Genomic DNA, 12,610 nt, shown 5'->3' with positions numbered 1-12,610 from the left:
GCTCCACACCCGGACGGCGGTGGTCCTATGCCGGTACGGCCGTGTCGAGGTCGGTCATCAACAGCTCCCCGTTGATGAAGGCCCCCGCCCGGTAACCTCCCGCCGCCGCGTTCACGACCTGCTCGGCGAAGCCCATCGCGTTGCCGACCGCCCAGACGCCAGGCACAGAGGTGAGCCCGGTCGGGTCGACCACGGGGTACGCGCCGAAGGGGGTCTCCTGGAGTTCGGCTCCCAGCCGCTCCAGCAAGCCGGTCCCCGGGACCGGGCGGGGCGCGGTGAAGACGACCTCGCGTGCATGCGTCGTAGTGTCCGTCAGACGTACGCCGGTGAGCCGGTCGTCCTCCACCACCAGCTCCGCCACCTCGCCGGGCACCACCTTCACCCCTGCCGCCGCGAGCCTGCGCAGATCGTCGTCCGACAGTTCCTCCTCGGGCACGGTGTGCAGGAAGAGCGTCACGTCCTTCGACCACTGGGACACCATCAGGGCCTGGTGGACGCTCAGCGGGGTCGTGGCCAGTACGCCGAAGGCCTGGTCGCGGACCTCCCAGCCGTGGCAGTACGGGCAGTGCAGCACATCCCGGCCGAAGCGCTCGGCGACGCCGGGCACCGCCGGCAGTTCGTCCCGCAGGCCCGTGGCGATCACCAGCCGCCGTGCGCGCACGGTCCGGCCGCTCGCGAGGGCGACCGCGAAGTCCTCGCCCTTCGTGACGTCCACGGCCCGGTCGCGGACCAGTTCCACGCCGTACCGAGCGATCTCCTCCCGGCCGATCGCCAGGAACTCGGCGGGTGGCATGCCGTCCCGTGACAGATAGCCGTGCATATGGGCGGCGGGCGCGTTGCGGGGCTCGCCCGCGTCGACGACGAGGGTGCGACGCCGGGCCCGGCCCAGGACCAGCGCGGCGGAGAGCCCGGCCGCGCCCCCTCCGACGACGATCACTTCGTACTGCTCGCTGTGCTTCTCGGTCATGGGTGACCACCTCCACGCCCGACGGTCGCCCCACCGCTGCCGCATTGACAAACCTGTTTGCCGAAACTGCAATGTCGTCCATGAATGACGACGACACGGACGAGGTCCTCGCGGAGGTCGGCCCCCGGCTGCGCCGGATCCGCAAGGAGCGGGGTGCCACGCTCGCCGGGCTGTCGGCGGCCACCGGCATCTCGGTGAGCACGCTGTCCCGGCTGGAGTCCGGACTGCGCAGGCCCAGCCTGGAGCTGCTGCTGCCGATCGCGCGGGCGCACCAGGTGCCGCTGGACGAGCTGGTCGGCGCGCCGCCCGCAGGGGACCCACGGGTACGCGGCAAGCCCCTGGTGCTCCACGGCCGCACCTTCTGGCCGCTCACCCGGCAACCCGGCGGCCTCCAGGCCTTCAAGGTGCTGGTGCCGCAGGGCACCGAGGAGCCCGAACCGCGCACCCATGAGGGCTACGAGTGGCTGTACGTGCTGTCCGGTCGGCTGCGGGTGGTGCTCGGCGAGCACGACGTCGTCATGGCGGCGGGCGAGGCGGCCGAGTTCGACACCCGGGTGCCGCACTGGTTCGGGTCGACGGGCGAGGGGCCGGTGGAGTTCCTGAGCCTGTTCGGGCCGCAGGGAGAGCGGATGCATGTGCGGGCGCGGCCGAAGCGGTCATGACGGGCGGGGGGATGCTACAACTCCGCGCCGCCGCACGGCCGTTGGCCGTTTCCCTGCTGGTGGGTCCCGGCCCATGTGACTGCTGTGACGGGTGTTGCACACTGAGCCCATGACACGCATGAGGAAGATCGCAGCCGTGCTGTCGGCCGCGTCGGCAGCGCTGCTCGCGATACCCCCCACCGCCTCCGCCACCCCCGCCCCGCACAAGACCTTCTTCAAGGAGGACTTCGACCGTCTTCCCCTCGGGCCGGTCACCGCGGGCCGCGGCTGGAGTGCCGACACCTCCAACGGTTCGCTGACCGTCGAACCCGGCGCCACCGGCCATGGACACGAACTGCGGCTCCACACGGAAGGAAACGGCCGCGCCTTCCTCTCCCTGTCCGGTCTCGCGCCCGCCGGCAACAGCTTCTGGGCCAGGCTGAGACTGCGCGTGGACCGCCTCCCCACGGCTCCCGACTGGGCGCACTGGACCATCGCGGAAGCCTCCGGTTCCGATGTCCCCACGCTGGTGCGGCCGTTGGGCGGCCAGTACGTCCCCACCTCGAAGGGCAACTTCTGGGGGGTCGGCTCCGATCTGGGTCCGACCGGGGACTGGACCGCCTGGAAGACCTCCGCTCCCGCCACCGCCGGGACCTGGCAGTGCGTCGAATTCCACCTCGACGCGACCGACAACCGCGTCACCGTCTACCTGGACGGCTCGGAGAAGCCCGAGTTGACGGTGTCGACGAAGCAACACGGCGGCACGGCCGACGACTTCGTCTTCCCGCACTTCGACAAGCTCAAGCTGGGCTGGCAGTTGTACCAGGCCGACCCCACGCCCTCGTCGTACGACATGCACCTGGACGACGTGGCGCTGAGCAGCAAGCGGGTGGGCGGGTGCGGCTCATGACACGGCGCACACCGTACTGGTGCCGGTCCCGGGCATGTTCGGGGCCGCGAACGACTTCCGTGGCGGATCTGCGCACCGTGGTGCGGGCCGCGGCCTGCGGGGGCCGGCGCAGGGTCGTGCCCGGCGGGCCCTCCTGGGGTGCCACGACGGGGATGGCCTACGCCGCCTGGGACTTGAGTCCTCGTACGGATCCGTCACATCGGGGTCCACGGACGGTCTCGCCGGCCAGTACCACTCCCACACGGCCGGCACAGGACCGCCCGCGTGGGCCGTCGCGACCCGCCCGATGGGGGTGATTCCCGTGTCGACCCGGCGTGCCGAGCAGACCCGCACTCCGGCATCCTTCCTCGCCGGGCTGGGCTGGGCACGATTCCGTACGGTCGGCCCGCTCAGGGCAGCGTGATGAGCGCGATGCTCTCCGCCTGTGCGACGGCGAGCCGGGTGCCGTCGGGGTGGAGGGTGGCGACGGGGGTGGCCACGCGGCGGTAGCCGAAGCAGGCGGGCTTGACTGGGACGCGGACCTCGGGCCACTCCGCGACGATCCGCCCGGTCGCCGTGTCGAGCAGCCGCGGGTGGCCGTGCAGAGACACGACCTGATCGTCTCGGGGCAGGAGCAGCACGCCGGGGTCGGTCTCGGGGACGGGGCTGCGGTGCAGCCAGTGGCCTTCGGACACCGACCACACACCGAGGTGGCGCGGCGGGAGCGCAAGCTTCTCCTCCTCCTCGTCGTACCACTCCTCCGTCCCGGTCGCCAGGACCAGCCGGTCGGCGTCGAGCCAGCAACCGGCCGTCACCTCTCCGCCCATGACGGCCATGGTCGGCAGCAGCCCGTCGCCGTCCAGGCTGCCCGGGTCGGTGAGTGCGAGCGCGGTGTCGAAGACGACGGCCATCCCGAAGGGCTGCCAGACCCAGCCGACCGAGAGCAGATGGCGGCCGTCCGGGCTCAGGCTCAGCCTGGAATGGAAGAAGTCCTCCGGCTCGCGGCTGCCGGCGGTCAGCCGTTCGCCGCTCGCCGCGTCCTCGATCTGGAGCACGTTGTACTCCTCGGGGCAGTGCACGACGACCTCGCGCCCGTCGCCCAACCTGCCCAGAGCGAGCGGGTAGTCGTAGTCCGGAGCGCGGTAGTAGCTGCGGTTCAGCTCCCGTACGACCCGCTCCCCTTCGAGCAACACCCCCTTGGTGCCGCGCTCCTGGTACACCGCGGAGTACGGCCCCGAGGCCGAACTGGTCCCGGTGTCGAACGGAAAGCTCCACGTGTAGGGCGCCCGGTGCTCCACCCCGTCGCGATCCCACCGCCGTCCGCCGCCGACCCACGAGACCAGTTCGTCGCCCTGCCACACCAGCGACTTCGGCGCCGAAGTCACCGCTGTCGACTCGACGGTCACCGCTGACCACCCCCCCCACTCCGGAGAACCCTGCGCAGGCCCTCAGCCGGAATCTACGGGACCCCCTCGGCCGAGCAGCAGCCGGCCGTCCGCCTCACTCCTGGTACTCGATCTGCACCATGTCCGGCGCGCCGCTGCCCGCCTTCAGAGCCGTACGCAGCTTGGTGTACTGGGGTGTTCCCTGGCCGGCGTTGACGATCTTGACCTTGATGGCCGGGTACTTCTTCTCGAAGAGCGCGACCTCCTTCGCGATGTTGGGCACCCAGGTCCAGAACACCAGCTGGGTCGGGGGCTTCATGGCCTTGTCGATGTCGGCCTGGCTGACCGGCTTGGCGGACGCGGAGGAGCTGCCGGAGTCGCTGCCGCCGCAGGCGGTGAGGGCGGCGCCGAGCGACAGGGCGCCCGTGGCGGTCAGGAACAGCCGACGGCTCATGGCGGACGTGCTGGGCAGGGACGTGATTCTGGGCATGGTGAACTCCCGCCGGTGGCGAAGGTGACGGCACGCCTGGCGAGGGCGTGCGGGGGTGTGGTGGTCGAGGGGCGTGCGCGCTGACCGGGGCTGAAATGCCGAAGCGGTCGGGTATGCGCGTCCTCGTGGCGGGCGACCCGTGAGCGCTCCACCACCTGAAGGCGGAGCCCGGGGTCGGAAGCGAGGAGTGAGAAGCGGGGTGTCGGCGGAGCGGCGACTGGCGTGCGACCTGACTCGGGCCCGTTGGGGTCAGGGGCGGCTCTGTGGCGCCGGTCCGACGGGGGCGCTCGTGGATCGGTGCGCGATCAGTACAGCGGCTCGTTCCGGGGTCGCGCGCCGTTCAACGGCTGTGGTCGGCTCGGCTTGCGGACTGGTTCAGTGGCGGGTGGACGGGTCTCCGTTCGCAAGCGGCGGACTGGATGTCCTGGCGGCAGGGGAAGCGGTACGCCGCCCGCGGGCCGGGGTTTTCCGTCTCGGCGGTGGCGGCGCGGTCGAGGCACGGACGACGAGGTCGACCGGCGGGCCGCTCGGCGGCAAGGGCTCTGCCTTCGGGTTCTCGATGGCATGCACCAGGCGCTTGAGCCCTTCCTGGGCCACGGCGTCGAACGGCTGCCGCACCGTGGTCAGGGGAGGAGTCACATAGGCGGCGACCGGGATGTCGTCGAAGCCGACGACGCTGACGTCCTCCGGCACGCACCGGCCGGCCTCCGTCAGCGCGCGGATCAATCCGATCGCCATGTCGTCGTTGGCGGCGAGGACAGCGCTGACGCCGCCGTCCTCGGCCAGCTCGCGTCCCGCCCGGTAGCCGGAGGCGGCCGACCAGTCGCCCGCGACGACCGCGGGCACCTCCCGGTCCTGCGCGGTCAGGGCCGCCTGCCATCCCTCCAGACGGTCCCGGGCGGCGTACCACCGCTGCGGACCGGCGAGGTGATGGACCGTCATATGTCCCAGTTCCAGCAGATGTTCGGTGGCGGTCCGGGCCATCAGATCGGCGCCGTCGCCCGCGGTCAGCACCGTGGGTGCCGTGACGGGCGGCGGTGCGCCGATGAACAGGACCGGAACGTCGAGGCGGAGGGAGGGGGCTCCGCCGCCGGTCTGCTCGTCGATCGGTTCGGAGATGACGATGCCGTCCACGCCCTGATCGAGGAGCGAGTCCACGGCGCCCGCGACACCCGCCGGGTCACCCTCCGTCGTGTTGACCACGCGAAGCGCGTAACCGGTGTCCCGGACGACCCGCTCGACACCCATGAGCAGCGAGGCGGGTCCGTACAGCGCCGTGCCCAGCGTCACCACGCCGATCGAGCGGGTGCGCCCGGAGGCCAGCGCGCGGGCGGCGTTGTTGAGCCGGTAGCCGAGCTGCTCGGCGGCGTCCAGCACCCGCCGGCGTACGTCGGCCGAGACATACGGCTCGTCGTTGAAGACCCGGGAGACCGTCTTCTGCGAGACCCCCGCGAGCCGGGCGACGTCCACGCTGCGCGGCGCGGCGGAGCCTGTGCCCCGCTCTGTCCCTCGCGCCATGGTGCCTCCTGGTGGCCGTTCGGCCGAGCCCCATCATGCCATTCGCATCTCGGCTGACCGTGCGGCTGACTGCGTTGTCATGTCTGCGTAGTCATGTCTACGCAGTCATAGAGGTGCCGTCAAGAGTTCGAACCCCATCCGGTCACCCCTACAGGATGCCGATGTTGGTGAGCGGAATGTTCCAGTCGTTGCTCTCGACGTCGCCACGGCCGTCCTGAGCTGTGGCTGGTACCGCGAACAGCATCAGCCCGGCGAGGGCGAGGGCGAGGGCGAGGGCCAGGGCGGCGGCGACACGACGCTTCACGGTTTCTCCTCTGCTCCGACAGTGCGGCCCACCCTGCTCCGGACCGGCAGTCGCGCCGCTCCGGACACGCCGCGCGGCCCGAGGAATCAGCCGCTCGGTGGCGGCACCTCTTGTGCCGGCCGTCAGCCCTCCGGCAGCTCGGAGGCGGTGAAGCGCTCGAATCCCGCATGGAAGGCCGTGCCCTGCGGGTCGGTCGCGCTGTAGTGGAAGGCAGCCACACCGCAGCCCCTCGCATCGAAGGCCGCTCCGGTGTACGAGGCGACCCGGGTGCCGTCCACGCCGAGCTCGACCTTGATCCGGCCCGCACCGGCCGGGGAACAGGTCATCGACATGTCGACCTGCTGCTGACTCGCCACCTTCAGGCCCGCGTCCGCGAGGTCGACCTCGACGACCCGGTCATGCTGGAAAGCCCCTTTGAACCGGAACTCCCGCACGATCAAGGCCTCCTGGCCTGTCGTCAGATAGGTCGCCCAGCGGGATCCCTTCCGGTAGTCCCCCGAGCCGTCACACCACAGCCCGACGCCGCCCTCGCCGCCGTACCACTCCGCCTGGGTGCTCAGCCGTACCGCGAACGACGACGGCTCGAAGGGTGCCTGCGGCCACACCTCCAGCTCGGTCCTGGGGTCCACCAGCATGGTCCCGCCCTTGTGCGTGATCTTCGCCAGGGCCGGGTCCTTGTGCGTCCAGTCGCCCGAATCGGTCAAGTCGTCGGTGTACGAGAGGGGTGGGGAGCCCGCGGAGCTGCTCGGCCCCCCGGACGAGGGCGGTGAGCCCGAGCCATGGGCTCCCTGCGAGGAGGTGGTGCTCAGCACGACGGCAAGCAGCACCGCCGCCGCGGCACTGCCGGCCGCGAACCCCCACAGCCGCAGCTGCCTGGCGCTCGTGCCGAGGCGGGGGCCGCCCTTCCCGCGTCCGGACGGGGGCGGCGGCTGAGGTGTCCCCGGCTCCGACTGCGGGCCCTCCGCCGCCCCCGCGAGCCGGGTGACGAGCTGGGCGGCGGTGGGCCGCTGCGCCGGGTCCTTGCGCAGACAGTCGGCGACGACCGAACGCACCGGCTCCGGCACCGCCGCGAGATCCACGTCGCGCTCGCACACGGCGACGAGCACCTCGTAGCCGCTCTCCCCCTCGAAGGGGTGCCGCCCGGTGGCGGCGAAGTACAGCGTGCCGCCGAGGGAGAACACATCGGTGGCCCCGCTGACCCGGAGCGACTTGACCTGCTCGGGCGACATGTACGCGGGCGAGCCGAGCACACTGCCCGGTGTGGTGAGCGCCGACTCGAGCAGCCGGTCGTCGCGGGCGATACCGAAGTCGATGATCCGCGGTCCGTCCGGGGAGAGCAGGATGTTGGACGGTTTGATGTCCCGGTGCACGACACCCACCCGGTGCACCTGCGCCAACGCGTGCGCGACGGCCAGCGCCACGGACTGCAGCCGCCCGGAGGACAGCGGGCCGCCCGCGGCCACATGCTGGTGGAGCGTGGGGCCCGGCACGAACTCGCTCACGATGTACGGATTGCGCCCGGACAGGTCGGCGTCGAGGACCCGCGCCGTGGCCAGCTCGCCGACCCGGCTCGCCGCACCGAACTCCCGCCGTACGCGGGCGAGCGCGACCTCGTCGTACTCCTTGCCCGGCAGCAGGAACTTCACCACGACCTGCCGCCCCGCCCGGTCCCGGGCGAGCCACACCACCCCTTGCCCGCCCCGGCCCAGCTCGCGCTCGCAGACGTATCCGCCCACCGACAGCTGCATCCGTGGATCCATGCCCCCGCCCCCAGCCCCGCCCCCGGTCCATGGCCGTTGTCCAGCGTATCGGCCCACTTGGGCCAGGACAGGGCTCTTGTCCGGGTTTCATGCCTCAGCCCGAGGCGGGATCCACATGGATCTTGGGGCCGGGTCCGGCGCCGGGCGGGCGCTCGCCGGCGAGGACGGGGCCTGCCTCGTCGAGGCCCACGGTGGCGGCGACGAGCGGCCTGGGGTCGACCGATCCGGCGGCGTAGGCGCGGATCGTGGCGTCGAGGCCGGGGGAGGCGGAGAGGATGCCCACCGCGGTGACGTCCTTGAGGGCGAGGGTGCGGGTGTCGATCCTGCTGGGTTCGCCGGCCAGCCCGATGTACACGACCCGGCCGGACGGCTCGACCAACTCCAGGGCCCGGCCCGGCAGATGGACGGCGTTCGAGGCGTCGACGACCGCGTCGAAGGGCAGGTCCGGCAGGGAGTCCTCCGCCCAGACGTGCTCGAAGCCCAGCTTGCGGGCGAAGGCGAGGGAGCTGGCGGTGCTGCCCATGAGGTGGACCTCCGCACCGGTCGTACGGAGAAACATCGCGGCCAGCAGTCCGATGGTCCCGGGCCCCAGGACCAGGGCCCGGTCGCCGGGGCGTGGTGCCGCGGCCTGCGCGGCGCGCAGGGCGTTGCCGCCGGGCTCCACCAGCGCCCCGAGCACGGCGTCGACGGAGTCGGGCAGGACGTGCAACGAGGAGGCGGGGACGGTGAGTTGTTCGGCCAGGGCGCCGGGCCGGTTCCCGCGAATGCCGACCTCCTGCCGCTTCTCGCACACGTGCTGGTGGCCGCGCAGACAACGGCGGCACGCCCCGCAGCCGAGCATGGTGTCGCCCATGACGCGCCGCCCGAGCCAGCCGGGGTCGACACCGTCGCCGACCGCCGCCACCCGCCCCGCCCACTCATGACCGAGCCGCATCGGGTAGGCGGCGTGGCCCTGGTGGAGATAGGCCATCGCGCCGGTGAAGAACTCCACGTCGGTGCCGCAGACGCCCACCCGCTCGACGTCGACGACGACTTCGCCGGGTGCCGCCACCGGCGCGGGCACCTCCTGCACGGCGTACGTGCCCGGGCCGGTCAGGACGAAGGCGCGTATCAGGCGACTGCTCACCGGGGCCCGAGCACGTGCTGACGCTGGGTGCCGAGCTGCTGGATGCCGAGTTCCATCACATCGCCCGGCTGGAGGTACACGGGCGGAGTGAGGCCCATGCCGACACCGGGCGGGGTGCCCGTGTTGATCAGGTCGCCGGGCTCCAGGACGAGGAACTGGCTGAGGTAGTGCACGACGAAGTACGGGTCGAAGATCATCGTCTTGGTGTTGCCGGACTGCCGGCGCACCCCGTTGACGTCCAGCCACATGTCGAGCGCGAGGACGTCCTCGATCTCGTCGGTGGTGGCCAGCCACGGACCCGCGGGGTTGAAGGTCTCGGCCGACTTGCCCTTGGCCCACTGCCCGCCCCGCTCCAGCTGGAAGGCGCGCTCGCTGACATCGTTGACGACCACATAGCCGGCGATGGCCTCGCGCGCCTCTTCCACCGAGTCCAGGTAGCTCGTGCGCCTTCCGACGACGATGCCGAGCTCCACCTCCCAGTCCGTCTTGGTGGATCCGCGCGGGATCCGCACGTCGTCGTCCGGACCTACCAGGGTGTTGGGCGACTTGGTGAACAGGATCGGCTCGTCGGGCACGGCCATGCCGCTCTCGGCCGCGTGGTCGCGGTAGTTGAGGCCGATGCACAGGATCTGGTGCGGGCGGGCGACGGGAGCGCCGATGCGCTCCCCGGCGAAGCGGGACACCTGACCGGCGGCCGCCCGCTCCGTCACGAGAGGGCGGACGCGGTCGAGGCCGCCCGCGCCGAAGAACGCCTCGTCGAAGTCCGTGACGACGTCCGAGAGGTCCACGTAGGTGTCGTCGTCGATGCGGGCGACGGGCTTTTCGGCGCCGGCGGCGCCGATGCGCATGAGGTACACGAGCTCAGTCTCCAGGGTGGGTTCGGCGGGCGGGTGGGCGGCCCCGGCGGGGCTTCAGCGGTGGGGCTCGCCGAGGGGGCCGAGCAGGGCACGGATCTCGTCGGCCGCCTCGACCAGGGTGCTCAGCGGTGTCCGGTAGGTCAGCGCACTGACACTGACGGCACCGGACGGCGTCTTCGGCGAGGTCGCGTACACGGGCAGGGCGAGGCAGTTGACGCCCGGCTCGTTCTCCTGGTCGTCGAGGGAGTAGCCCCGCTCACGTATGGACCGCAGCTCGCGGTGAAGGGCGTCGGCGGTGCACAACGTCCGCGGGGTGCGGCGCACCAGGGCAGAGCCGCCGATCCATGCCTCGACCTCCGCCAAGGTCTCCAAGCGGCGGGCCAGCAGCAGCTTTCCGACTCCGGTGGCGTGCGCGGGGTTGCGGCCGCCCACCATCGAGGTGAGCCGGACGGCTCCGCTGGGCGGATCGACCTTGGCGCGGTAGACGACCTCACGGCCGTCGAGGACCGCGTAGTGAGCGGTCTCGCCGAACCGCTGCGCCAGCGCCTCCAGGACCGGGCGGACGCGGACATGGTCGGGCCGGGCCTCGTGGTGGGCGAAGGCCATACGCAGGAACTCGTCCCCGAGCGCGTAGTGGCCGCGGGCGTCCTGCCCGGCGAGACCCGCCCGGCGCAGGGCCGCAAGCGCCCGGTGCACGGTCGGCTTGGGACTGCCGATCACCCGGGTCAACTCCTCCAGGCCCACGCCCTCGGGATACCGGGCAAGCTCCTTGAGGACGGCGAGCACCCGGTCCGACCCCACAAGCCGGCTGCCGTCGGCCCCGGTCGAGCCGTCCGTGCCGGGGTCTGTCGGACCCTCGTACGTCTGCGTACGCTTCATGATGTTCCGGACCTAGAGCGCCGTACCGACTATTGGAAGAGGCTCCATGGTGACGCTCCGCAGCGCGCAGTGGTACGAGGGCCAGGGCCGCAACGCCTACATCCACCGGGCCTGGATGCGGCGGGGCGCTCCGGACGACGCCTTCACGGGCCGCCCGCAGATCGCCATCGCCAACACCGCCTCGGACCTGACCCCCTGCAATGCCCATCTGAACGAGGTCGCGGCGTCCGTGCGCAACGGCGTGTACGAGGCCGGCGGGATCCCCCTGGACCTGCCCGTGGTGTCGCTGGGCGAGACCAACGTCCGTCCCACGGCCATGCTGTGGCGCAACATGGCGGCGATGGCCACCGAGGAGATGCTCCGGGCCAACCCCGTCGACGGCGTCGTCCTGCTCGGCGGCTGCGACAAGACGATCCCGTCACTGCTGATGGCCGCCGCCTCCGTCGACCTGCCCGCCGTCGTCGTACCCGGCGGTCCGATGCTCACCGGAACCTTCCGCGGCACGCCCCTGGGCTGCGGCACCGATGTGTGGCGGCTGTCCGAGGAGGTCCGCGGGGGCACCCTCTCCCAGGAGGACTTCACCCGCTCAGAGTCGTCGATGATCCGCAGCCGAGGCCACTGCAACACCATGGGCACCGCCTCGACGATGGCGCTGGTGGCCGAGGCCCTGGGCACGGTCGTGCCGGGTACGGCCGGAACCCCCGCCCCCGACAGCCGGCTTCTGAAGGCCGCGCACCGCACCGGCCGGCTGGCGGTGGAGATGGTGGGCGCCGACCGGCGGCCGGGTTCCTTCCTCACCAAGGCCTCCTTCCACAACGCGATCGTCGCGCTCGCCGCCGTCGGAGGCTCCACCAACGCGGTCGTCCACCTCCTCGCCATCGCGGGCCGCCTCGGCATCGACCTGTCCCTCGACGACTTCGACCGCATCGGCTCCCGGGTACCGGTCCTCGTCGACCTCCAGCCGGCCGGCCGCTTCCTCATGGAGGACTTCCACCGTGCCGGCGGCCTCCTTGCCGTCCTGCGCGAAGTACGCGACCTGCTGGACCCAGGCGCCCTGACCGTCACCGGCAGCCCCCTGGACGACTACCTCGACGACGCCCCGATCTGGGACGAGGACGTCATCCGCCCCCGCGCCGAGCCGCTCGTCGCCGAGGGCGGAATCGCCGTGCTGCGCGGCAACCTCGCCCCCGACGGCGCCCTCGTCAAACCGGCGGCCGCCTCCCCGCACCTGCTGCGCCACCGCGGCCGGGCGGTCGTCTTCGACTCGATCGAGGACTTCCACGCCCGTATCGACGACCCGGACCTCGACGTCGACGCCGACAGCGTGCTGGTCCTGCGCGGCTGCGGCCCCAAGGGCTACCCCGGCATGCCCGAGGTCTCGAACATGCCGCTCCCGAAGAAGCTCCTCGAACAGGGCGTCCGCGACATGGTCCGCGTCTGCGACGGCCGGATGAGCGGCACCGCGTACGGCACCGTCGTCCTGCACGTGGCCCCGGAGGCCGCGGCCGGCGGCCCCCTCGCGCTGGTGCGCACCGGGGACGTCATCTCCCTCGACGTCGAAGCCCGTCGTATCGATGTGGACGTACCGGCGGACGAACTGGCCCGCCGCACCCCCGACAAGGCCACCGTCACCGGTTTCGCCAACCCCCGCCGCGGCTGGGAACGCCTCTACGTCGACCACGTCCTGCAAGCCGACACGGGCGCCGACCTGGACTTCCTCGTCGGCTCCAGCGGCTCGGAGGTGAGCCGCGAGTCGCACTGAAGTCCCGGCTCCAGGGGAGGAGTTCGCCTCCA

11 protein-coding genes and 1 pseudogene are annotated in these 12,610 nt (G+C 72.0%); 3 read left to right on the top strand and 9 right to left on the bottom strand.

All coding sequences use genetic code 11. The features are described 5' to 3' along the window. Nucleotides 1-25: 25 nt before the first annotated feature. On the bottom strand, nt 26-967 hold the full coding sequence (locus ACFY1U_RS35615; protein ID WP_390698165.1) for an NAD(P)/FAD-dependent oxidoreductase: 942 nt from the start codon (nt 965-967) through the stop codon (nt 26-28). Between the two features lie 80 nt (nt 968-1,047). Between ACFY1U_RS35615 and ACFY1U_RS35610 the strand changes: the two genes are divergently transcribed. Continuing rightward, nucleotides 1,048-1,629, top strand: a complete 582-nt coding sequence (locus ACFY1U_RS35610) for a helix-turn-helix domain-containing protein (RefSeq protein ID WP_390698164.1) — start codon at nt 1,048-1,050, stop codon at nt 1,627-1,629. 109 nt (nt 1,630-1,738) lie between these two features. Further along, complete coding sequence (locus ACFY1U_RS35605; RefSeq protein ID WP_390698163.1) at nt 1,739-2,518, top strand: hypothetical protein; 780 nt, start codon at nt 1,739-1,741, stop codon at nt 2,516-2,518. Between the two features lie 389 nt (nt 2,519-2,907). Here the strand turns inward: ACFY1U_RS35605 and ACFY1U_RS35600 are convergent, their stop codons facing one another. From ACFY1U_RS35600 to ACFY1U_RS35565, 8 genes and pseudogenes are all read right to left on the bottom strand, one after another. Beyond that, on the bottom strand, nt 2,908-3,903 hold the full coding sequence (locus ACFY1U_RS35600) for a hypothetical protein (protein WP_390698162.1): 996 nt from the start codon (nt 3,901-3,903) through the stop codon (nt 2,908-2,910). Between the two features lie 100 nt (nt 3,904-4,003). After that, nucleotides 4,004-4,372, bottom strand: a pseudogene (locus ACFY1U_RS35595) (extracellular solute-binding protein); the annotation flags it as partial. Between the two features lie 375 nt (nt 4,373-4,747). Next, nucleotides 4,748-5,890: a LacI family DNA-binding transcriptional regulator gene (locus ACFY1U_RS35590; RefSeq protein WP_390698161.1), complete on the bottom strand. Its 1,143-nt coding sequence runs from the start codon at nt 5,888-5,890 to the stop codon at nt 4,748-4,750. 148 nt (nt 5,891-6,038) lie between these two features. Beyond that, the gene (locus ACFY1U_RS35585; protein WP_390698160.1) at nt 6,039-6,194 is read right to left on the bottom strand and encodes a hypothetical protein; all 156 of its coding nucleotides are present in this window, start codon (nt 6,192-6,194) and stop codon (nt 6,039-6,041) included. Nucleotides 6,195-6,316: 122 nt separating this feature from the next. Then, nucleotides 6,317-7,942, bottom strand: coding sequence for a serine/threonine-protein kinase (locus ACFY1U_RS35580; RefSeq protein WP_390698159.1), 1,626 nt, complete (start codon nt 7,940-7,942; stop codon nt 6,317-6,319). Between the two features lie 106 nt (nt 7,943-8,048). Further along, on the bottom strand, nt 8,049-9,080 hold the full coding sequence (locus tag ACFY1U_RS35575; protein WP_390698158.1) for a zinc-binding dehydrogenase: 1,032 nt from the start codon (nt 9,078-9,080) through the stop codon (nt 8,049-8,051). After that, nucleotides 9,077-9,937: a fumarylacetoacetate hydrolase family protein gene (locus tag ACFY1U_RS35570; protein ID WP_390698157.1), complete on the bottom strand. Its 861-nt coding sequence runs from the start codon at nt 9,935-9,937 to the stop codon at nt 9,077-9,079. Before ACFY1U_RS35570 ends, ACFY1U_RS35575 begins: the two co-directional genes overlap by 4 nt. 54 nt (nt 9,938-9,991) lie before the next feature. Continuing rightward, on the bottom strand, nt 9,992-10,816 hold the full coding sequence (locus ACFY1U_RS35565) for an IclR family transcriptional regulator (RefSeq protein WP_390698156.1): 825 nt from the start codon (nt 10,814-10,816) through the stop codon (nt 9,992-9,994). Between the two features lie 46 nt (nt 10,817-10,862). Here ACFY1U_RS35565 and ACFY1U_RS35560 point away from each other — a divergent pair, with 46 nt between their 5' ends. Next, nucleotides 10,863-12,578 (top strand): IlvD/Edd family dehydratase, encoded by a 1,716-nt coding sequence (locus ACFY1U_RS35560; RefSeq protein WP_390698155.1) that lies wholly within the window; start codon nt 10,863-10,865, stop codon nt 12,576-12,578. The last annotated feature ends 32 nt before the right edge of the window (nt 12,579-12,610 follow it).

Origin of the sequence: Streptomyces sp. NPDC001351 (assembly GCF_042896045.1) — a bacterium.
Classification (GTDB): Bacteria; Actinomycetota; Actinomycetes; order Streptomycetales; family Streptomycetaceae; genus Streptomyces.
This window is presented reverse-complemented; position numbering and strand designations above follow the sequence as displayed.